Source organism: Microbacterium sp. (assembly GCF_051860965.1).
Taxonomy (GTDB): Bacteria; Actinomycetota; Actinomycetes; order Actinomycetales; family Microbacteriaceae; genus Microbacterium.
This window is the reverse complement of sequence record NZ_JBIMKU010000004.1, coordinates 352,264-371,442: the sequence shown is the minus strand read 5'-3', so window position 1 is coordinate 371,442 and position 19,179 is coordinate 352,264. Positions and strand designations below refer to the sequence as shown.

General features: G+C 65.4%; 22 protein-coding genes. 7 read left to right on the top strand and 15 right to left on the bottom strand.

Annotated elements, in window-relative coordinates:
- Nucleotides 1–9: 9 nt before the first annotated feature.
- From ACTIFV_RS10200 to ACTIFV_RS10190, 3 genes are all read right to left on the bottom strand, one after another.
- Nucleotides 10–663, bottom strand: coding sequence for an arsenate reductase ArsC (locus tag ACTIFV_RS10200; protein ID WP_439592670.1), 654 nt, complete (start codon nucleotides 661–663; stop codon nucleotides 10–12).
- On the bottom strand, nucleotides 660–1,076 hold the full coding sequence (locus ACTIFV_RS10195; RefSeq protein WP_439592669.1) for an arsenate reductase ArsC: 417 nt from the start codon (nucleotides 1,074–1,076) through the stop codon (nucleotides 660–662). The genes ACTIFV_RS10200 and ACTIFV_RS10195 overlap by 4 nt, the downstream gene beginning before the upstream one ends.
- Before the next feature lie 78 nt (nucleotides 1,077–1,154).
- Complete coding sequence (locus ACTIFV_RS10190) at nucleotides 1,155–2,030, bottom strand: metalloregulator ArsR/SmtB family transcription factor (RefSeq protein ID WP_439592668.1); 876 nt, start codon at nucleotides 2,028–2,030, stop codon at nucleotides 1,155–1,157.
- 32 nt (nucleotides 2,031–2,062) lie between these two features.
- On the opposite strand from ACTIFV_RS10190, the gene ACTIFV_RS10185 reads away from it, so the two are divergent.
- Together ACTIFV_RS10185 and ACTIFV_RS10180 are read left to right on the top strand one after the other, a co-directional pair.
- Entirely contained in the window at nucleotides 2,063–2,386 is a 324-nt protein-coding gene (locus ACTIFV_RS10185; protein ID WP_439592667.1) for an ArsR/SmtB family transcription factor, read from the top strand.
- Nucleotides 2,383–3,348, top strand: a complete 966-nt coding sequence (locus ACTIFV_RS10180) for a three-helix bundle dimerization domain-containing protein (RefSeq protein WP_439592666.1) — start codon at nucleotides 2,383–2,385, stop codon at nucleotides 3,346–3,348. Before ACTIFV_RS10185 ends, ACTIFV_RS10180 begins: the two co-directional genes overlap by 4 nt.
- Here ACTIFV_RS10180 and ACTIFV_RS10175 read toward each other — a convergent pair.
- From ACTIFV_RS10175 to ACTIFV_RS10140, 8 genes are all read right to left on the bottom strand, one after another.
- The gene (locus tag ACTIFV_RS10175; RefSeq protein WP_439592665.1) at nucleotides 3,330–4,031 is read right to left on the bottom strand and encodes a winged helix-turn-helix domain-containing protein; all 702 of its coding nucleotides are present in this window, start codon (nucleotides 4,029–4,031) and stop codon (nucleotides 3,330–3,332) included. The genes ACTIFV_RS10180 and ACTIFV_RS10175 overlap by 19 nt on opposite strands.
- A complete protein-coding gene (gene pstB / locus ACTIFV_RS10170) occupies nucleotides 4,028–4,801 on the bottom strand; it encodes a phosphate ABC transporter ATP-binding protein PstB (protein WP_439592698.1) in 774 nt (257 codons plus the stop codon). The genes ACTIFV_RS10175 and pstB overlap by 4 nt, the downstream gene beginning before the upstream one ends.
- A 98-nt stretch (nucleotides 4,802–4,899) precedes the next feature.
- On the bottom strand, nucleotides 4,900–5,811 hold the full coding sequence (gene pstA / locus ACTIFV_RS10165; protein WP_439592664.1) for a phosphate ABC transporter permease PstA: 912 nt from the start codon (nucleotides 5,809–5,811) through the stop codon (nucleotides 4,900–4,902).
- On the bottom strand, nucleotides 5,811–6,770 hold the full coding sequence (gene pstC, locus ACTIFV_RS10160) for a phosphate ABC transporter permease subunit PstC (RefSeq protein WP_439592663.1): 960 nt from the start codon (nucleotides 6,768–6,770) through the stop codon (nucleotides 5,811–5,813). The genes pstA and pstC overlap by 1 nt, the downstream gene beginning before the upstream one ends.
- Nucleotides 6,771–6,804: 34 nt before the next feature.
- The gene (locus tag ACTIFV_RS10155) at nucleotides 6,805–7,770 is read right to left on the bottom strand and encodes a PstS family phosphate ABC transporter substrate-binding protein (protein ID WP_439592662.1); all 966 of its coding nucleotides are present in this window, start codon (nucleotides 7,768–7,770) and stop codon (nucleotides 6,805–6,807) included.
- 128 nt (nucleotides 7,771–7,898) lie between these two features.
- Nucleotides 7,899–8,177 carry a hypothetical protein gene (locus tag ACTIFV_RS10150; protein WP_439592661.1) on the bottom strand — a complete coding sequence of 93 codons (279 nt, stop codon included), beginning with the start codon at nucleotides 8,175–8,177 and terminating at the stop codon, nucleotides 7,899–7,901.
- 7 nt (nucleotides 8,178–8,184) lie between these two features.
- Nucleotides 8,185–8,706, bottom strand: a complete 522-nt coding sequence (locus tag ACTIFV_RS10145; RefSeq protein WP_439592660.1) for a GNAT family N-acetyltransferase — start codon at nucleotides 8,704–8,706, stop codon at nucleotides 8,185–8,187.
- A complete protein-coding gene (locus ACTIFV_RS10140; RefSeq protein WP_439592659.1) occupies nucleotides 8,694–10,010 on the bottom strand; it encodes an NAD(P)-binding domain-containing protein in 1,317 nt (438 codons plus the stop codon). Before ACTIFV_RS10140 ends, ACTIFV_RS10145 begins: the two co-directional genes overlap by 13 nt.
- 88 nt (nucleotides 10,011–10,098) lie before the next feature.
- On the opposite strand from ACTIFV_RS10140, the gene ACTIFV_RS10135 reads away from it, so the two are divergent.
- From ACTIFV_RS10135 to ACTIFV_RS10125, 3 genes are read left to right on the top strand one after another with little or no spacing between them, the layout of a single operon-like run.
- Nucleotides 10,099–10,449 (top strand): metalloregulator ArsR/SmtB family transcription factor, encoded by a 351-nt coding sequence (locus ACTIFV_RS10135; protein WP_439592658.1) that lies wholly within the window; start codon nucleotides 10,099–10,101, stop codon nucleotides 10,447–10,449.
- A complete protein-coding gene (locus tag ACTIFV_RS10130) occupies nucleotides 10,446–11,138 on the top strand; it encodes an aquaporin (protein ID WP_439592657.1) in 693 nt (230 codons plus the stop codon). The genes ACTIFV_RS10135 and ACTIFV_RS10130 overlap by 4 nt, the downstream gene beginning before the upstream one ends.
- Entirely contained in the window at nucleotides 11,138–12,292 is a 1,155-nt protein-coding gene (locus tag ACTIFV_RS10125; protein WP_439592656.1) for an MFS transporter, read from the top strand. The genes ACTIFV_RS10130 and ACTIFV_RS10125 overlap by 1 nt, the downstream gene beginning before the upstream one ends.
- A 3-nt stretch (nucleotides 12,293–12,295) precedes the next feature.
- On the opposite strand, the gene arsA is transcribed toward ACTIFV_RS10125, so the two are convergent.
- On the bottom strand, nucleotides 12,296–14,074 hold the full coding sequence (gene arsA / locus ACTIFV_RS10120; protein WP_439592655.1) for an arsenical pump-driving ATPase: 1,779 nt from the start codon (nucleotides 14,072–14,074) through the stop codon (nucleotides 12,296–12,298).
- A gap of 378 nt (nucleotides 14,075–14,452) precedes the next feature.
- On the opposite strand from arsA, the gene ACTIFV_RS10115 reads away from it, so the two are divergent.
- Nucleotides 14,453–15,718, top strand: coding sequence for an MFS transporter (locus ACTIFV_RS10115; protein ID WP_439592654.1), 1,266 nt, complete (start codon nucleotides 14,453–14,455; stop codon nucleotides 15,716–15,718).
- Nucleotides 15,719–16,045: 327 nt separating this feature from the next.
- Here the strand turns inward: ACTIFV_RS10115 and ACTIFV_RS10110 are convergent, their stop codons facing one another.
- Nucleotides 16,046–17,170, bottom strand: coding sequence for an alpha/beta hydrolase family protein (locus tag ACTIFV_RS10110; protein WP_439592653.1), 1,125 nt, complete (start codon nucleotides 17,168–17,170; stop codon nucleotides 16,046–16,048).
- 26 nt (nucleotides 17,171–17,196) lie between these two features.
- The gene (locus ACTIFV_RS10105) at nucleotides 17,197–18,216 is read right to left on the bottom strand and encodes a hypothetical protein (RefSeq protein ID WP_439592652.1); all 1,020 of its coding nucleotides are present in this window, start codon (nucleotides 18,214–18,216) and stop codon (nucleotides 17,197–17,199) included.
- 62 nt (nucleotides 18,217–18,278) lie between these two features.
- On the opposite strand from ACTIFV_RS10105, the gene ACTIFV_RS10100 reads away from it, so the two are divergent.
- On the top strand, nucleotides 18,279–18,791 hold the full coding sequence (locus ACTIFV_RS10100) for a hypothetical protein (protein ID WP_439592651.1): 513 nt from the start codon (nucleotides 18,279–18,281) through the stop codon (nucleotides 18,789–18,791).
- Here ACTIFV_RS10100 and ACTIFV_RS10095 read toward each other — a convergent pair.
- The gene (locus ACTIFV_RS10095) at nucleotides 18,746–19,168 is read right to left on the bottom strand and encodes a hypothetical protein (protein ID WP_439592650.1); all 423 of its coding nucleotides are present in this window, start codon (nucleotides 19,166–19,168) and stop codon (nucleotides 18,746–18,748) included. The two genes, ACTIFV_RS10100 and ACTIFV_RS10095, sit on opposite strands and share 46 nt — an antisense overlap.
- Between the last annotated feature and the right edge of the window lie 11 nt (nucleotides 19,169–19,179).

The window sequence follows — 19,179 nt, the reverse complement described above, 5'->3', positions numbered from 1 at the left end:
CCCGCAGTCCTACTTCGTGGCGGCCGGGACGAGTTCGGCGAGCAGGTGCTCGACGCGTGTTCGCACGTCATCACGAACGGCGCGGACGCCGTCGAGACTGAGGTCGGCTGGGTCGGCCAGCTCCCAGTCCAGGTACCGCTTGCCAGGGTACAGGGGGCACGCGTCGCCGCATCCCATTGTCACGACGGCGTCCGCGGCGCGGACGACGTCGTCGGTGAGCGGCTTCGGGAACTCCTCCGACACATCGATGCCGAGTTCGGCGAGCACCGTAACGACGGAGGGGAGGATGCCTTCTCCCGGCTGTGAACCGGCGGAGCGCACGTGGACTCGGTCACCGGCGAGGTGCCGGGTGAGGGCGGCGGCCATCTGCGAGCGTCCGGAGTTCTGGACGCAGACGTACAGCACTTCGGGAACGGGCTTGGCGATGTAGCCGCGGGACTGGGCGAGAGCGGTGAGGCGGTCGCGAGCGAACTTCTCAGCCAACGACGGCAGGTGGGTGGAGACGGCAGCCGTTCGCGCGAGAGCAGTGTAGGACTCGAACACGACGCGCTCCACCGTCTCTTCGCTGACCATCCCGGCGAACTGCTGCGCCAGCCGTTCAGCCGCACGATGCAGAACGGAGTCCGGCGACAGAAGAGCGTCCTGACCCCTGCGGCCTGTCACGCGTGCACCCGCTCAGGCAGCAAGTCCTCGACCAGCGCCTGCACGCGGCGGCGGATCTCGTCGCGGATCGGGCGCACCGTTTCGATGCCCTGGCCTGCCGGGTCATCCAGCACCCAGTCCTCGTAGCGCTTTCCGGGGAAGATTGGGCACACGTCGCCGCACCCCATCGTGATGACCACGTCGGACTCTTTGACCGCGTCGACTGTGAGCACCTTGGGTGTGTTGTTTGCGATGTCGATGCCCTCTTCGGCCATCGCCTCGATCGCGGTGGGGTTGATTTGGTCCTTCGGTGCGGACCCCGCCGAAAGCACGTCGATGTCGCCACCGCCGAGTTCGCGGAGGAATCCCGCGGCCATCTGTGAGCGACCCGCGTTGTGGACGCAGACGAAGAGAACGGTGGGCTTGTCAGACATGGTTTCTCGCTTTCTGTGCCCTCGAAGCATAGAGGATCATCTATGTATGAATCTACAACGGGCGGTGAACGGACGGTGTCATCGCGTGAGGACGACGGGGAGCAGATCGTGCACTCTACGGGTGATCTCATCTCGGATTGCCCGAACTTCGCTGAGCGGGCGACCTACGGGATCATCGACGTCCCAATCGAGGTAGGTCGTACCGGGATACGTCGCACAGACGTCGCCACAGCCCATCGTGATCACAACGTCTGCTGCTCGGACCACGTCGTCCGTGAGGGGCTTCGGGAACTCGCCAACGAGAGGAATCCCGATCTCATCGAGGGCGGCGACGATCGAACTGCGGACGTCGTCCGACGGCGCGGACCCGGCGGTGCGAACGCGAATGCTCTCTCCGGCAAGGTGACGAAGCACGGCAGCGGCGATCTGTGATCTGCCGGCGTTCTGAACGCAGACGAATAGCACCTCGGGGACGTCGGTCACCCGTACCGCGGTCTCGATGCGGTCTGCCGTGAACGCCGCGGTCCGGGAGCCAAGGAGTCGAGGGTTTGAGGTGGCCTTGAGCAGGTCGTGGGTCTGGATGACGTAGCGCTCGACCTCTGCGCGGTCTATGGCGCCGTCGAATCTGACGACGAGGTTGTCGATGACTCGATCGAGGTCGACTTCGTGAACCTCATCGAGCGATTCGTCAAGAAACAGTGCGCGAATGCGTTCACGGTGTTCCGGCGCGATCGCGTACCAAGTCTGGCGTCCAGACGGTTCTCGGGTCACGATGCCCTCGTCGAGAAGCGCCCGCATGTGGTGGCTCACAGTGGGCTGGCGTAAGCCGAGCGTCTCAGCCGTGCGCCCGACCAGGACGCGGCCGTCGTCTGTGGCGAGCATCAACCGGAGAATTGCCGCGCGGGTCGGGTCCGCAAGCACTGACACACTGCGCGCCGACACCACCGCACTCATAGATGGGAGTCTATCCACGGTAGGATCGTGGCGTGCCATCGCCGCTTCCCACCCCAGCCAGCTCGGGATCGAATCCCCCGCTGGGGCGTTCGGCCGCCGAAGACCTGGCCCGGACGCTTCGGGCAGTCGCGGATCCCACGCGCCTGCAACTGCTCAGCGTCATCCTCGACTCCGCAGACGGGCGCGCAACGGTCACCCAACTCACCGAGGCGCTGGGACTGCGCCAGCCCACCGTTACGCACCACGTGCGAATCCTCGTCGAGGACGGGCTTCTCGAGCGGGAACCAGACGGAAAGTTCGCGTGGCTGTCCGTGGCCGCCGATCGTCGGCCGGCAATCGAGGACCTCCTGCGATGAGCTCCGAACCCCCGCACCGCGTCGGTCGACCGCTCGACCTCGCGGCCGCGCAAACCCGCGCCGCACAAGCCGCCGTGCTCGGTGACACGCCGACGCTGCGGGTGCTGAGCGCTCTGGCCGCGGGTGCACCGGCGGACGAACTCGTCACCGTTTTGCAGGTCTCCCAAGCAAGCGTCTCGGATGCTCTTTCCACGCTTGAATCGGTCGGCATCGTGCACCGCGACACTGCCGGTGGGCACACGCTCACGGCTGAAGCGTGGGTGCGGTTCGGTCGCCTGCTGGTCAGTGGAGTGCCGGCGCTTCCCGCACCCGCGAACGAGCCGCCCATATCGGCGCTTCCGGACACGATCGAGAGCGTCGCCCGAGACCTGTCGTATCGCTTCAGTTCGACCTTCAATGCCGAGACGGTCTCGCGGTATGTCGCAGAGAGCTACCTGCTGCTGAGTCAGCGAGCACGGGTGCGGACACATTTGGCCGCGTTGACCGCCCGTTACGCAGCCGACCGGTTGGACGCGCTGGCCTCCGTGCGGGGACTGACATTGCGAGGCACCCCTGAGGTGCTCTTCGTCTGCGTTCAGAATGCGGGGCGGTCGCAGATGGCCGCAGCGTATCTCCGTCATCTGGCGGGGGGTGCCGTTCACGTACGCACCGCCGGCTCCGAACCTGCTGCCATCGTTCATCCACGAGTCCTCGAGGCGCTGGACGAGGTAGGAATTCCTGTGTCGGACGACTTCCCGAAGCCGCTCACCAACGAAGTCGTCCAGGCTGCCGACTATGTCGTGACGATGGGCTGCGGCGATGCGTGCCCTGTCTATCCGGGCCGGCGCTATATGGACTGGGAATTGGATGACCCACTCACGCTGGACGACGTCGGGCTTCGCGTCGTGCGCGATCTCATTCGCGTGCATGTGGAGGACCTGCTCGTCGAAATGGGTATCGCCGGTCAGCCGGCCAGCCGGTAGCCGACACCGCGCACCGTCTCGATGACCGCCGAACCCCCCTGCTCGGCAACTTTCGCGATTCGCGCACGCAAATGGTTGATCACGACCCGCACCGCCGCCTGCGGATCGGCGGGGGCTCCCTGATAGCCGGCAGCAAGCTGATCAAGCGGCACCATGCGCGGATGACTCTGAGCAAGCTCGAGCACGACGGCGAATTCCCGGGGACTGGCATCGATCTGATGACCAGCCCACTCGATCCGGTGTCGCGCGGCATCCACCGTCAGCTCCCCGATCTTGATTGGCCCTGTCGCCGGGCCACCGGTCGGGATCACCCGCAAGGTTCTGGCCAACCGTTCCGGAGTGAGCGGCAGGTCTACGGTGCCGCGGACACCCGCCCGCAGCGCCGCGCTCACCGTTGCCGCATCTGTCGTCGGCGTCAACCCGAGGACAACCGAGGAACTGCACGTGGCCACGGCAAGATCGAGCAGATCGCGCAACTGGGTGCACGGAATCTCCGGCGAGACCACGAGTGTTGCCGTCCGGTCGTGTACAACCTCTGTGAGCGCCGCCAGAACGTCCTCGCGGAGCACGATCGAAAGCCCGAAGCGCCGAAACTCTGCCGCGCCACCGCGCAAAGCCGTGGCATCGGGTGCGAGCAGGACAACCCGCGTGGACCCGACGATCGGATCTGCCGTCAGAGTCATCCGAACCTGCCGCTGATGTAGTCCTCGGTGCGCTGGTCGGTCGGGTTCTCGAAGATCTGCGATGTCGTGCCGTACTCCACCAGCACGCCAGTACGGTTGCCTGTGGTCTCATCCGGGAGCGCGGTGAAGAATGCAGTGCGGTCCGCGACCCGGGCCGCCTGTTGCATGTTGTGCGTCACGATGATGATTGTGTAGTCCAGGCGCAGTTCGTGCATCAGGTCCTCGATGCGGCTCGTCGCGATGGGATCCAGCGACGAACACGGCTCATCCATCAAGATGATGTCCGGCTTCACCGCAATCGTGCGGGCGATGCACAGACGCTGCTGCTGCCCCCCGGACAGGCCGAATGCAGACTGCTTAAGCTTGTCCTTCACTTCGCTCCAGAGCGCAGCGCGCGTGAGTGATTCTTCGACGAGGTCGTCCATCGAGTCAACCTTCATGCCCGTCACGCGGGGCCCGTAGGCGATGTTGTCGTAGATGGACTTCGGGAACGGGTTGGGCTTTTGGAAGACCATCCCGATTCGCCGGCGAACCTCGATCGGGTCGACGCCCTTGCCGTAGATGTCCTCGTCCTGGAACAGCACCTGCCCCTCCACGCGGGCGCCGATGACGAGATCGTTCATCCTGTTGAGCGAGCGCAGAAGTGTGGACTTGCCGCATCCTGACGGTCCGATCAGTGCGGTGATCTCGTTCTTGCCGAAGTCCAGATTCACGCCGGTGACCGCGCGGAATTCGCCGTAGAAGACGTTGACGTCTTCGCAGCTGATGATGCCGCTCGGGGTTTCGCGCAGAACCCTCACCTCCGCGGGATGGAAGTTGGGGTGCGGCTCGTCGTGGTCGCTCGTGGTCGTTGTCGGGTCGCTCATGGCTACCACCGTTTCTGGAACTTGTTGCGGATGAAGATGGCGACACCGTTCATCAGGAGGAGAACGATGAGCAGGAGCACGCTGGTGGCCGCAGCCAACTCGTGGAAACCTTCCTGCGGTCGGCCGGTCCAGTTGAAGATCTGGATCGGCATTGTCGTGTAGCCACTCATGAGGCCATTTGGATCGAAGGTGATGTACACGAGCGCGCCGAGCACCAGGAGTGGCGCCGCCTCACCCAGTGCACGCGAGAGGGCGATGATCGATCCGGTCGCGATGCCCGGTACGGCCGCGGGAAGCGTCTGCCGCCATGTCGTCTGCCACGCCGTCGCGCCCAGCGCCAAGGATCCATCGCGGATTTCGCCGGGGACTGCGCGCAGCGCCTCGCGGGTGGCGATGATGATGACCGGCAGGATCAGCAGTGTCAGAGCAAAGGCCCCGCCGATCACGATGTTGGTGTCGGCGACGCCGAGCATCTTCAGGAACGCCAGCGCGAGCAGGCCGTAGACGATCGACGGCACAGCGGCGAGGTTCTGTACGTTGAGTTCGACCAGCCGGTTGTACCACTTGCGATTGTCGGCGAACTCCTCCAGGTGCACCGCCGCCGCGATTCCTACCGGAAGCGACAGGACAGCAGTGGTGATGATCACAAGCACGGAGCCGAGGATCGCTGGCCGCGCGCCGGCATTGTCGGGCGTCGCGGCGGGGTAGTTCGTGATCAGGTCGAGTGTGAGCTTGCTCTGGCCTTCGATGAAGATCGTGATGAGCAGCGTCACGAGCACGCCGAAAGCGATCAGCAGGGACAGCCACAGCAGGATCAGGAAGATCAGCGCTGAGGGGCGCAGCTCTCCGTTCTTCCCCTTGCCGAGGGGCTCCGCGATGGGAATCGGCCGCTGGCTGTGCGCGGTGACAGACATCAGTAGGCCTCTCTGAAGCGGCGCACGAAGCGGATGCTGATGAAGTTGATCGCCAGCGTTATGAGGAACAGCAGCAGCCCGACTGCGAACAACGTGTCGTACTCCAGGCTTCCGACCCGGGAATCTCCCAGCGCCGCGTTGGCGATGAAGCCGGTCATCGTCTGTCCTTGCTCCAGTGGATTGGTGACCATGCGCGCCTGGCTGCCCGCTGCGATCGCGACGATCATCGTCTCGCCGATGGCCCGCGAGATGCCCAGCACGATGGCCGCGACCACACCCGAGAGGGCAGCGGGAAACACCACGCGAAGAGTTGTCTGCATCCTGTTCGCACCGAGCGCGGCGCTGCCCTGTCGCATCGCGACCGGAACGGCCGACATCGCGTCCTCCGAGATGGACGCGACCGTGGGAATGATCATGACCCCCATCACCAGCCCGGCGGCGAGGACACTGAACGCGCCGGTGGGCAACTGCAGCCACTCCCTGAACACCGTCGCCTGAACGAACTGGAGGGCAAAGAAGCCGTAGACCACTGTCGGCACGCCGGCCAGGATCTCTAGCAGTGGCTTAAGGACGGATCGGACCTTCGGCTTCGCGTACTCCGAAAGGAGGATCGCCGCTCCCAGGCCAAAGGGGACGGCGACCAGCAGCGCGATCCCGGTCGTCCACAGCGTTGCCGTGACCAGTGGGAGCACCCCGAATGATGCGTCGGCAAACCGAGGCGCCCAGCGGGTTCCGAACAGGAACTCCCAGACGGGCACTTGCGTGAAGAACTCCAGGGCGGGCAGGAGCAGTGCGATCAAGATCCCGATGGTCGTGAGGATCGTCGCGATCGCCGCAATCCTCAGGACCGCCTTGATCACGGCCTCGCCCGGGCGAGGCTTGCCCGCGAAGTGACTCTTGGGCCGGGGGCCCGAGGAGGTGATCCTCGGGCCCCCGGTCTTCTCCGTGACAGCTGTCATGAGGAGGTTCTACTCAATCTGGAGCAGCGTCAACTCAACCGAGCGACGCGAGCTCCTCCTGCGCGGTCGTGATCTGCTCGTCCGTGAGGGGGACGAACAGAGCCAGCCCGGCTGCCTCGACGGAGTTCTCAACGTAGAAGTCGACGAATGCCTTCACCTGCGGCTTGTCCGTGTAGGACGCGTGGCTGACGTAGATGAAGAGGGGACGACTGAGCGGCGTGTACGTGCCGTCCTGAACGGTCTCCGTGCTCGGCGCGACTCCGTCAACGGATGCCGCAACGATGACGCCTTCGTTCTCCTCCACGTAGCTCAGACCAAGGAAGCCGATCGCGCCCACGTCACCAGCCACACCCTGAACCGTGATGTTGTCATCCTCGGACGGGCTGTAGTCGGTGCGGATTGCTCCCTCTTCGCCATTGATCGCAGCGGTGAAGTAGTCGAAGGTGCCCGAGTCGGTGCCGGCACCGAACAGAACGATCGGCTCGTCAGGGAAGCTCGGGTCGACATCCGACCAGCTGTTGACGACGCCCTCGGACTCGGGACCCCAGATGGTGGCGAGCTGCTCGACCGTCAGGTCGGTAGCCCAATCGTTCTCCGGGTTGATGATGACCGAGAGGCCGTCGTTGGCGACGACGACCTCGGTGTACTCGACACCGTTCGCCTCGCACTCAGCGGCTTCCTCGTCCTTGATCGGGCGGGACGCGTTGGAGATGTCGGTTTCACCGGCGCAGAACGCCTTGAAGCCACCACCTGTTCCCGACGTCGCAACTGTGACATTGACGCCGGGCTCGGCTTCCTTGAAGAGATCTGCTGCTGCAGAGGTGAGCGGCTCGACTGTCGACGATCCGTCGGCGACAACGGCGCCGCTGAGACCGCTGCTGGAGCCGTCCGGGTTGGTGGTCGCCTCGCCGCCGGCGGACTGACCGCCACACGCGCTGAGGGCGAGTGCGGCAGCGGTGATCGCTGCGAATGCCGCGAGCTTTACTGTGGTCTTGTTCACGATGCGCTTTCGTTCAGGCCTTGAGGGCCAATCTCGGACCGCTGGTGCAGCGAGTCAGATAGACGGGCTTCTATCCGATTCACATAGAAGACTCTCTATGTGAACGAAGGGTGAACGCAACTCGTACGTCAGAGGTCGCGCGGGCCGATTCTTAGCGCGCGCATCCCGAGATCGGTCAGCACGATGGCGTCGTGTTGGCGTCTGACCCACTCGAGGTTCTCAAGCCTCCACAAGATCTGACCAGTCATGCGTGGCAAGGCCGACCGGTGGCGCGCGGCCAACTCGGGGTGCCGTGACGCCCACTCTGCGGCGATCGATTCGGGCGACATTGGCTGATTCTCAGAGATGATGGCCAGGACGAGCGACCGGACAGCGCTGAGGTGCCGCCTGATCTCCGTGTCAGCCATCGCTGACTCAGTCGTCACCATTCACCGCGCTGCGTCGCTCGATCAGCACGGTGTCGCGCCACTGTCCGGCGTGTGCGCCGAGAAGCGACCGCGCGATCCGCTCGCGGGCCCCGATCACGCGGAACCCCGCCGCTTGGTGAACGCGGAGGCTGGCGGTGTTCTCAGGGAAGATGCTCGACTGGATCGTCCAGAATCCCGCCCGATCGGACGCGGCGACGAACGCATCGAGCAAGTGTCGGCCAAGTCCTTGGCCGCGCGCGTCGCGGTGGACGTAAACCGAGTGCTCGATGACTCCCCGGTACGCGGTACGCGTCGAGACTCGTGACGCAGCTGCCCAACCGAGTACGCGTCCGCCGTCATCGACCGCGACCAGGCGCGGCTCGGTGATCTTGCCGGCGTCGAACGCCTCCCACTTGGGCGTCTGCGTTTCGAAGGTCGCTTCGCCGTCCTCGATGCCGTGGCGGTAGATCTCCTCGACAGTCGGCCAGTCGGACGGGACCATGCTGCGGACGGTCGTCACGAGCAGCATCCGCCTCCGTCGCTCGCGTCGGTGGAGCAGACCCCCGTGGCGGGGAGCACGAGTTCGACGTTGGATGCCGAGGCTGTGTCGTCTGCCAGCCACGCGGTGACCGAACGGACCTGCTCGTATCCGGTGGCGAGGAGGAAGGTCGGTGCGCGTCCGTAGGACTTCATCCCGACGACGAAGAAGCCCTTCTCGGGGTGCGTGAGTTCGCGGAACCCGTGCGGCTCGACGGTGCCGCAGGAATGCACGTTCGGGTCGATCAGGGGCGCCAGTCGCTTGGGGGCCTCGACGATGTCGTCGAGCTCGAGGCGGATCTCGCGCAACATCTCCAGGTCGGGGCGGAACCCGGTGGCGTTCACAACGATGTCCGTGACGTGGCTGACGACCTCGCCGCGGCGGTGCCCGACGAGCTCAACGCTGTCGCCGGTGCGATGGGCACGGATGATCTCGAACCCATCGAGGACAGTGATCCGCCCGTCGGCGACCGCCTGGTCGACTCGGCTGCCGAGCCGTGCACGGTCGGCGAGTTCGTCGTCTGCCGAGGAGGAGACTCGCACCGCCTGCGCGTTGCGGATCAGCCAGGTCACGGTCGTGCCGGGCTCCTGCCGGGCGAGTTCCACAAGACCGAGCAGAGTGTTTGCGGCGGAGTGGCCGGCCCCGACCACGGTCGTGTGCCGCCCGGCAAACATGGCACGGTCTCGGCCGAGAACATCCGGCAGCGCGGCCGTCACCCGATCGGCGATCTCCGTCATGCCGAGCAACTCGAGCCCGCCCGACGACAGCGAGTTCGGCGACCGGTATGTGCCGGAGGCGTCGATCACCGCGCGAGCGGCGACGTCTTCGATCTCCCCATCTGCGGTCCTAGTGCGGAGCGAGAACGGCGTCGCGAAGCGTGCCCTCGTGCGGGTGCGGTCCATTCCCTCACGGGTCACCCCGATGACCTCGACTCCGGTGCGCGTGCGCGTGGCGATCGGCTCGAGCGCAGCCAGCGGCGCAACGTACTTCTCGACCAGCTCGGTGCCGGTCGGAGCGCGCTCAGGTTCCGGCAGCTCCCATCCCTGCGCCTCGAGCAGTCGCCGCGAGGCCGGGTCGACCAGGTGCTTCCACGGCGAGAACAGCCTGGTGTGGCCCCATGCGCGGACGCTGGCTGCCGCCTGCTCGCCTGCCTCGAAGATGACGAAGTCGATGCCACGCTCTAGAAGATGTGCGGCAGCGGCCAGTCCGATCGGGCCGGCACCGACGATCGCGACAGGTAGCGTTGCGAGTCGGTCGTTCTGTTCAACACGGGGCGTCAGGTCGAGCAGGGTCACAGCATCCTCCAGCAGAATATCGATGAACGTCGATACCCGATTGTGCACCGCTCTATCGACATCTGTCAATATCTACTATTGTCGATGTATGACCACGATGCTCGAGGTGACCGACGTGACCGCAGGCGGCTGCTGCACTCCCCTCCAGCGTGAGCCGCTCACTGCCGAAGAGGCGGAGCAGCTCGCCACGACGATGAAAGCTCTCGCCGACCCGGCCCGCCTCCGGCTGCTGTCGATTGTCTCGGCATCGGAAGGCTCTGAGGCGTGTGTGTGCGACCTGATCGAGCCGGTGGGGCTGAGCCAGCCGACGGTGTCACATCATCTGAAGGTGCTCACCGCGGCGGGATTCCTCACTCGCAGCAAGCGCGGCACGTGGGCGTACTTCAAGCTCGTCCCCGGCGCTCTCGACCGCGTCTCGCAGCTGCTCATCGCGTCGTGAGTCCGGACACCACTCGCGCCCTCGCCGGCGAGTTCCTCGGCAGCGCGCTCCTCGCTGCGGTCGTCGTCGGCTCCGGCATTGCTGCGCAGACATTGTCGCCATCCGATACCGGTCTCGCCCTCTTCGAGAACGCGTTTGCGACAGCGCTCGGTCTGGCCGTTCTGATCCTGGTCTTTCAGACGGTGTCCGGAGCCCACTTCAACCCGGTGGTATCCGTCGTCGACGCACTGCTTCACCGCAAGGGGTGGGCCGTGACGGCGGCGTACATCCCTGCGCAGGTGCTCGGCTGCATCGCCGGCGCGATCCTTGCGAACCTGATGTTCGCCGAGCCCGCCGTCGCATGGAGCTCGAATGACAGAGCCACGTGGCCGCATCTTCTCGCGGAGGTCGTCGCGACTGCCGGTCTCGTCCTGGTGATTTTCGCTCTCGTCCGCACCGGACGGTCGCACCTGGCCGCTCCAGCCGTCGGCGCCTACATCGGCGCCGCGTACTTCTTCACCTCGTCCACGAGCTTCGCCAACCCCGCGATCACGGTCGGACGCGCCTTCAGCGACACATTCGCCGGCATTGCACCCACCTCCGTCCTGCCATTCATCGGAGCGCAGCTGGTCGGCGCCGCCCTCGGCTGGTTACTGATTCGCGCCTTCTTCCCCGTCGCGACCGCCGCACCGGCGGCGTCTGGCGGCTGATGACCGTACTCTCGCGACCGCGCACGGGACTGGCCGCCCTCGCGATCGCGCAGATCGTCGCCTGGGGCGTTCTCTACTACGCCGTCCTGGTCGCCGCGCCCGCGATCGCGGTTGACACCGGTTGGGACGAGCAGTCCATATTCGTCGCAATCACCGCAGGTCTGTTGACATCCGCGGTGTGTGCGATCCCCGTTGGCCGGTGGCTGGACAGTCACCCTCGGCGCGTCATGGTCTGCGGTGCGATCATCGCCACCCTCGCGCTGTTGGGCGCATCAGCATCGCCGAGCATCTGGGTCTTCGTGGCCGCCTGGATCGTGTGCGGTGCCGCCCAAGCCGCTGTCCTCTACCAAGCCGCGTTCACGATCATCACGCACCGACACCAGGAAGGCCGCCGCGGCCCCCTGACCCTCGTCACGCTTGCCGGCGGCCTGGCTTCCACGATCTTCGCTCCGACTACCGCATGGCTGGTGGAACTGACCGGCTGGCGGGTGGCATTCGTGGTTCTTGCCGTGGTCCTCGCCGCCGTACTCATCCCGACGTACGCCCTCACGGTGGAACGCAACTGGGCTCACCTCGGCAGCCAGCCAGGCAACGCCGCAGAGGCTCGTCAGGTGCTTCGCACCGTCCGATTCTGGGTGTTGGCCAGCTCACTCGCTTTGATGTCTTTCTCGCTGTACGCGGTCACCCTGTCCGCGGTACCGGCGTCTGTGCAGAAGGGCATGGACCTTCAGACGGCATCGTGGGTGCTCGGCCTCATCGGCGCGGGCCAAGTCCTCGGCCGACTCCTCTACCTCGGGATGCCGCGCACAGCGGCCCCCTGGATCGCTCCGGCGGTGGTCGGCTTGCTGGGAGCCACCGTTCTTGTGGGGTTTGCCGCCGCAGGCCGACCGATCTGGATCTTCTCAATCGCGATCGTCGCGGGAGCGGTGCGTGGTGCGCTCACGCTCGTGCAAGCGTCCGCTATCGCGGACCGCTGGGGATCGCGGTCCTATGGCCGGCTCAATGGCATGCTCGCGGGTCCCGTGGCCGCGCTCACCGCACTCGCGCCTGGCGCGGCCGCGATATTGGCGGCATCCCTCGGCTCGTACTCGGCGATGGGCTTCGTCATGGCGGCCGGATGCGCCGTCGGCGGCTTGCTTGTCATTCGGCGGTAGGACTCACGCGAACTGAGGAATGCCGCCGGTCAAGGCAGAAAGCCGGGCTACTCCGATCGGCTCCTCCGCCAGCAGCGGGACGATCGCCACACGATCCGACAACTCGCGTACTCGGACGATCTGCGTGACCTCGTTGCGCGCGCGTGTGCGCAGGAACGCCGACTGCGGATGCGCAGCGGCGATGGAGTTGTTCACTACCCACGCCCAGGGGTGGATGCCAGCCCGCTTCAAATCCTCCTGGAGACCGGCGGCTTCGAGCACGGGTGTCGTCTCCGCGAGCGTCACGAGAATGATCTTGGTCTGCGCGGGATCCTGGAGTCGCATCAACGGCGTCGAGTACGACATGTTCGCGGCACCCATCTGTCGTGCGATCTCGCGGTGGTACGAGCCCGCAGCATCCAGCAGCAGGAGCGTGTGACCGGTGGGGGCCGTGTCCATGACGACGAATTTCCGACGCGAGTCATGCACCGCGCGCGAAAATTGCTGGAATACGGCGACCTCGGCTGTGCACGGCGACATCAGATCTTCGGCAAGGGCCGCACGGCCCTCCTCGTCCAGATCCTTTCCCTTCGTCGCCATGACGTGAGCTCTGTACTGCTCGAGGGCGCTGTCCGGATCTATGCGGGTGACCGTGAGGCCATCGACCTCTGCACCGAGCGTGTCCGTCAGGTGGGCGGCCGGATCGGTCGTCGTCAGGAGCACCTCATGGCCGCGCTCTGCCAGGGCAAGTGCGACGCCCGCAGCGATCGTCGTCTTGCCGACTCCACCCTTGCCCATACACATCACGAGCCCGTGCCCACCACGCTCGATCTCCTCCACCAGGGCCACCAGAGGCGCATCAGGCACATCCGCGAGATCCGTCACGCGGGGGGCCGTCGTTTCGGCAGAGCCCGACCTGAAGAACGAACGGAGGGCATCGAGACCAACCACGTTGTCTGCCTTGAGCTCCAGCACGTCGCGCGGTAGATCTGCGATCGCGGCGGGTACGGCCGTCATCGCGGAATCTTCTCGCTGGCGCAGCGCATCCGCGATGGGCTCCTCACCAGCACTCTCGGGAAGAACTCCGTTGATCACGACGAATCCGTTGGTCATCCCGATCGCCGTCAACTCCGAGAACGTGCGCTCGATCTCCTTCAACGCGGAGGACTGCGGGCGCGCGACCAGGATGAGCCTGGTGCGGGCGGGGTCGGTGAGGGCTTCCACCGCGGCTGCGTATGTCGCGCGGTGCTTGTCGAGTCCCGCGAGCGGGCCGAGACACGACGCATCGCCACCGGTGGAGAGGAACTCGGTCCACGACCCCGGCAACTGAAGAAGCCGGATGGTGTGCCCGGTGGGTGCGGTGTCGAAGAGGATGTGGTCGTACTGCCCGTACGCACTGTCGTCGGTCAGGAGCTGGGTGAACTCGTCGAAGGACGCGATCTCTGTCGTGCACGAGCCCGAGAGCCCTTCGGTGATGCTTGCGAGTTCCTCAGCTGGCACCATGCCGCGCACAGGCCCGATGATGCGCTCCCGGTACGCCTCGACCGCCTGCTCGGGATCGATCTCCAACGCAGCCAATCCAGGCACGTCAGGGATCGCAGTGACGTGGTTACCGATCGTGAGGCCGAACACCTGGCCCAGGTTGGATGCCGGGTCGGTGCTCACGAGCAGCACGCGCCGCTCAAGGGCCGCGAGGCGGACCGCTGTGGCGCATGCGACCGAGGTTTTGCCGACGCCGCCCTTGCCGGTGAAGAACAGGAACCGCGGAACGTTCTCGAGGAATCTCATCTCATAGACCATCATCCTCGGAACCCTCCCAACGCCCCAGGCCGAAGGTCCCTCCCCGAGAAGACGCCCCGCGGAACACAGACCGCAATCGTCCTCACACTCGCAACCAACAGACAACAAACGGCTTCGGGACATCTCACGACAACTCGGGAAGTTGCATCGGGTCGAGCGCGCCCTGCTGACAGAGCGCGATGAACTGGTCGGCGCATTGCGCGCTGTCGAGGTCTCGTGGGCGGAGCTGGCCACGTGCTCCGGATTGAGTCGCCACGCGCTGAGCAAACGAACTGACCTTGGCAGATATTGCGTGCCTGACTGGCTCAAGTTGACGAGCCCGGGGCTGGCTAGGCTGAGTGAGCCCGTCCGTCGGCGTAACCCGGGCGCAAGGGGTCGTTGGTGCGTAATTCGCTGCGGATTGGTGCGTGGAGGTTTGTCGCCACGTTCGGCGTAGTCAGCCTCCTCGCGGACATCGTCTACGAGGGCGCGAGGTCGGTAACGGGACCGATCTTGGCGGTGCTCGGCGCGACCGCGATCGTCGTTGGCGTAATCACGGGGATCGGGGAGGCGGCAGCACTACTCCTGCGACTTGTGTCTGGTCCGCTTGCCGATCGGAGCCGCAGATTCTGGGCATGGGCCATCGCGGGATATGCGCTCACCGTGATCGCCGTTCCCGCGCTCGGCTTTGCCCAGACGCTCGCTGTCGCGGCAGTGTTGATCATCCTCGAGCGGGTGGGCAAAGCGATCCGCTCCCCAGCGAAGGATGCAATGCTGTCGTTCGCCACAGCACAGACCGGCCGCGGCAAAGGCTTCGCGGTCCACGAGGCCATCGATCAATTCGGTGCCGTCCTCGGCCCGCTGCTCGTGGCCGGGATGCTTGCACTCACCGGAGTTCAGTACGGCCCAGCGCTGGCCGTGCTCGCAATCCCGGGCATCGCTGCACTCGGCTTGCTGTTCTGGCTGCGGTCGCGAGCGCCGCAGCCCGAACTGTTCGAGTCCCGGAGTCGCCCGCAGACTCCGGACCTCCCCGACGACGTATCGGCGGGCACCCGCGTTCGGCTGCCCCCCGCATTCTGGATCTATGCCGGATTCAGCGCCGCAACGATCACAGGGTTCGCCACCTTCGGGCTCATCTCATTCCACATGGTTGAGGGCGGCATCCTTGCACCCGCGATCGTCCCCGTCGTCTATGCCGCGGTGATGCTCGTCGATGCCCTGGTCGCGCTCGCAACCGGATGGATATACGACCGCATCGGGCCACGCGTCCTGCTGGCGCTTCCGGTGCTGTGTGCGGTCATTCCCGTGCTCGCGTTCGGCGACGCGATGTGGGCGGTCGTGGCCGGTGCACTGCTTTGGGGTGCTGCGCTCGGCATCCAGGAATCCACCCTGCGCGCGACCATCGCCGACCTCATCCCGCGCTCCCACCGCGCGACCGCCTATGGGGTTTACGCTGCCGTCCTCGGCGTTGCCGCTGCCATCGGCGGCGCCCTGGCGGGCGTGCTCTACACGGAGTCTCTGACCGCTTTGGTGGTGGTTACGGCTGTCATCCAGGCGGCCGCTCTGATCTTCTTCGCAGTCTTCCTCTCGCGGCGCAAGCTCCCGGTAGAAGCGGTCCACGAAGAGCCCGGCCAAACCACCGACGAGCGCATCGACAACGACGCGTAACTCTTCTGCGAGCTTGGAGCGCAGGCCACCGCACGTGAATTCCCTACCCAGGGGCACACCATCCGGCTCGTTATCTCTTGCAGTGCCGCGTAAAGGCGTCAACCTGGGCAATTGCGCAACCAGCTGTTGCGCGAATCGGTCATAGGCCTTTTATCGGGCGGCCGATATCGGCCGCCGAGAGAAGGAACGCTCGCTCCTCTGCCGGGAGCTGTGTCGACGACCGCTGCGCCCCGATGCAGTCCATCCCCAATCGGTATCGTGGACGCACAAGGGCTGACTCTCCACCCAGGTCGGATCACCCCAGGCGAGAGCTTCGGCGCGCCAACATCAGTCAGTTGTCACCTCGGCAGTAAGCCAGGCAGCAACCGTGGACCGCCAACGGTCTTGATCAGAGTTCCATGTCATCGTGTGGTCTGCGTCGAAGAGCTCGAGCCGAACGAGATCCGGACGCAGCACTGCGAGCTTGCGAGAGACGGCAGACGGCGCTGAGTCGTCGTCCTCTCCGTGGAGGATCAGCGTAGGCACGGCCAACTCCTGCGCTCGTGCGATCCAGTCGAGCTCGCGGAAGGGGATGCTGCCATGCAGGTCGACTGAACGAGCCAGCAAGGGCGATGAGAGCCACGGGAGCGCGAGGAGCCCCGCCGCGGCGGGCAGCCCGGCCCGGGCGCAGTTCGCCTTGATTGTCGCGACCCAGTCGAGAACGGGCGACTCGAGTACGAGCGCGGTTATCAGCTGCCGGTATTGCGGTCGTGCGGCGAGTTGGAGTGCGACCTGGGCGCCCATCGACCAGCCGAAGAGCACGATCTGTCGCGCGCCGTGATCGATGGCGTACTGGATCGCGGCGTCGGCGTCGTCTGCTTCGGTGGCGCCGAGTGTTGACCGACCGCTACCGCTCTTCGGGCCTTCGCCGTCGTTCCTGTAGGTGACGACGAGCGAGGTGTAGCCCTGCTCGGTGGCGACCTGGACGCCGCGCAGCGTTCCCGCCCGAGGGCTGCCAAGCCCATGGACATGAACGGCCCAGGTCGTCGAGTGCTCGCCGCTGCCATCAACGCGCCACGCCGGCGCCATGCCAGAGGGAGTGGAGATGCCGACATCGTGTGCAGTGAGTCCTGCATCGGCTGGCGTGATGAAGTAGATGCCACTCCACGACCCGCGGTCACCGGCCGACGGTGTGACACCGGGCGCTGTACCGGTAACCATGCGTGCGACGCGTCCAGGTCCTCGATCGAAAACCTCGCCAGAGAGCTGTAGCCAGCCGCCGCCCGGGAACAGCAGGGCGAACACACCGGATGACTCGGTTTGGTCGGTTCGATCGAGCTCGATCGCTTGCCGGTCGCCATCCCGTTCGACGCCGCGGATGGTCAGGTCGAATCTGCGCGAGCTCGGAGCGGCGGTCAGTCGACGTGCGATCACTAGTCCCAGGCCCGCTGCTGACGCCAGCACGGCGGCCATCGCGCCTGCCAGCGCAATCGGGACTCTCACTTCGCTCCTTGTTGCGACTCGCGCCGGGTCGCCGACCCCACCGGCTCGTGAATGCGGGCTCTGTCGCCTCCAAGGAGATGCCGCTCCGCAGCCTCGAGAACGAGTCGATCGCGCGCGCTCAGGGAGAAAGTCACTCTTGGGTCGATCATCGCATCGCGAATCTCGACGACTTGCCGATGCAACTGCGCCTCGAGACCCTCGGTACGCACGGGTGCGGCATCCGACTGGCTCAATCCGGGCCGGACGATCGTTGCCGCTCGCCATGCGGGCGAGAGTTCGTTGACCAGGCTGCGGGTGCGCGTTGCCCTGCGGCGAGCGCGCAGGTAGCGCACTGTCGGTTGCCCTGCGAGCCCGACGCAGAGGAACAGGAATGTCAGGAGGTAGAGCGGGGCGTACGCGATCGAGACAGCACTCATCACGTCGACTCGCCCGACGAGATGCGCGATATCCATGATGAGGACCACGACACAGAAGATGACTCCGAGGAGTGCACCGACGACGAGAGAGCCGGCCGGTAGACGCTGGACACCAGTACTCAGCCGATACTGGCGACTCGCGAGGACAGCCATAGTGCCAACGACGAGCCCGTAGTACGTGAACTGGATCATCGAGTACGCAGCTGCCGCGGGCTGCGCTCCGAGATCAATCATGAAGTTGGTCGTCGTAGCGCCACGGTCGATGAGAAGGAAGGCGACGACGACGCCACCCAGCGCAACAAGGAGGGTTGTGGGGCCGAGAGCAATGCGGACAGGGCCGGGCTGATACTCCCCCGCTTTCATGATCCCTCGGCCAAGGAAAAAAATCCCGACCATCAGCGCGCAGTCCCCGATAAGCGTGGCCCCATTCGAGCCACCGAGGAGTGCGTCGAGGGGCTGGTAGACCGCATCAACATTGATTGTCATCGCGACGGCGATCGTGACCGCGGCGTAGGTGATGCTCCGTTCGGCTCGTCCTCGGCGCAGGATGAGCAGGCTCGCCACGAGTAGCCACATCAGCACTGCGACGAAGGTCTGCATCACCCGAAGATCTCGAGGTAACGCGATTCGCCGTATACCGAGCCTCGGATCGCCGCAGCGAGATGGTCAGCCAAGGCCTCAGCCGCTATCTCGGTGTCAGAGTCCAGATCTCGCCGAGTGAGCAGCCGACGCCGAGTTCGGGCGGGGATGTCGGGAAGCAGGAAGTCTTCGGTCGAGCATTCGTCGTCGTCTCCATGCCCGAGGATCATGTGGGCGAACTCGTGCAGGACGAACTGCTGGCGATGGAGGACGGAGTCGCTGTGGGCGTGAAGGACGAGATCTTCGCTCTCGGTGATGAGCCACACCGCGCAGATGCCGTCGTGGTCGCCGAGATCTGCAAGTTCCACGATTCGGAGTGTGCGCTGACGGTGATCCTGGATTGCCCCGACGAGATCGTCAAAGGTGAAGGTGCTACCCAGCGCAAGGTCTGCGACGGCCGTCGACACGGTCTGCTCGATATTCACGATGTCACTCCCGTCCGGGGAGCATGTGCCGGTGGGGGGCCACAAGGGACCGGCAAGGGCACTGCTCAGGTATGTGTCATTTCCTCGTCCAGGAATCTGCTGATCGCCTGAAGAGCCTTCGGGGAGATATCTCCCAACGTGCGCGCGGCGTATGACTTCACCTTCGCTGCTCGCATCGCCCGCACAAGATCCAGCTGCGCGGTGACCTTGTCCGGGGTCGCGACGCCGTCCTCCCCGAGCAGGAAAGCGGCATCCACGTCGAAGAACGCAGCCAGCCCTTCGAACAGCGCGGGATCTTGCACGTAGCGATGACCGTTGACCATGTATGTCCATCGAGATCTCGACAGGTTGATGCCGCGCTTCTCGAGGAACGCCGCAATCTGGGCGTAGGTCGGTTCGGAACCCGACTCGGTGATCGCGACGTCGAGGAGCAGCCTGAGGCGCTTCGCGAGGTCTTCCGCGGCCACTTTGCTCTCGTCTTCTGTCATTTCGGTAGACC

What these genes read in the sequence shown, in the direction of transcription:
- ACTIFV_RS10195 (WP_439592669.1), bottom strand. Translation starts at nt 1,076, where the DNA reads ATGTCTGACAAGCCCACCGTTCTCTTCGTCTGCGTCCACAACGCGGGT.
- ACTIFV_RS10190 (WP_439592668.1), bottom strand. Translation starts at nt 2,030, where the DNA reads ATGAGTGCGGTGGTGTCGGCGCGCAGTGTGTCAGTGCTTGCGGACCCG.
- ACTIFV_RS10180 (WP_439592666.1), top strand. Translation starts at nt 2,383, where the DNA reads ATGAGCTCCGAACCCCCGCACCGCGTCGGTCGACCGCTCGACCTCGCG.
- ACTIFV_RS10175 (WP_439592665.1), bottom strand. Translation starts at nt 4,031, where the DNA reads ATGACTCTGACGGCAGATCCGATCGTCGGGTCCACGCGGGTTGTCCTG.
- pstA (WP_439592664.1), bottom strand. Translation starts at nt 5,811, where the DNA reads ATGTCTGTCACCGCGCACAGCCAGCGGCCGATTCCCATCGCGGAGCCC.
- pstC (WP_439592663.1), bottom strand. Translation starts at nt 6,770, where the DNA reads ATGACAGCTGTCACGGAGAAGACCGGGGGCCCGAGGATCACCTCCTCG.
- ACTIFV_RS10150 (WP_439592661.1), bottom strand. Translation starts at nt 8,177, where the DNA reads ATGGCTGACACGGAGATCAGGCGGCACCTCAGCGCTGTCCGGTCGCTC.
- ACTIFV_RS10145 (WP_439592660.1), bottom strand. Translation starts at nt 8,706, where the DNA reads ATGCTGCTCGTGACGACCGTCCGCAGCATGGTCCCGTCCGACTGGCCG.
- ACTIFV_RS10135 (WP_439592658.1), top strand. Translation starts at nt 10,099, where the DNA reads ATGACCACGATGCTCGAGGTGACCGACGTGACCGCAGGCGGCTGCTGC.
- ACTIFV_RS10125 (WP_439592656.1), top strand. Translation starts at nt 11,138, where the DNA reads ATGACCGTACTCTCGCGACCGCGCACGGGACTGGCCGCCCTCGCGATC.
- arsA (WP_439592655.1), bottom strand. Translation starts at nt 14,074, where the DNA reads ATGATGGTCTATGAGATGAGATTCCTCGAGAACGTTCCGCGGTTCCTG.
- ACTIFV_RS10110 (WP_439592653.1), bottom strand. Translation starts at nt 17,170, where the DNA reads ATGGCCGCCGTGCTGGCGTCAGCAGCGGGCCTGGGACTAGTGATCGCA.
- ACTIFV_RS10105 (WP_439592652.1), bottom strand. Translation starts at nt 18,216, where the DNA reads ATGCAGACCTTCGTCGCAGTGCTGATGTGGCTACTCGTGGCGAGCCTG.
- ACTIFV_RS10100 (WP_439592651.1), top strand. Translation starts at nt 18,279, where the DNA reads ATGGTCAGCCAAGGCCTCAGCCGCTATCTCGGTGTCAGAGTCCAGATC.
- ACTIFV_RS10095 (WP_439592650.1), bottom strand. Translation starts at nt 19,168, where the DNA reads ATGACAGAAGACGAGAGCAAAGTGGCCGCGGAAGACCTCGCGAAGCGC.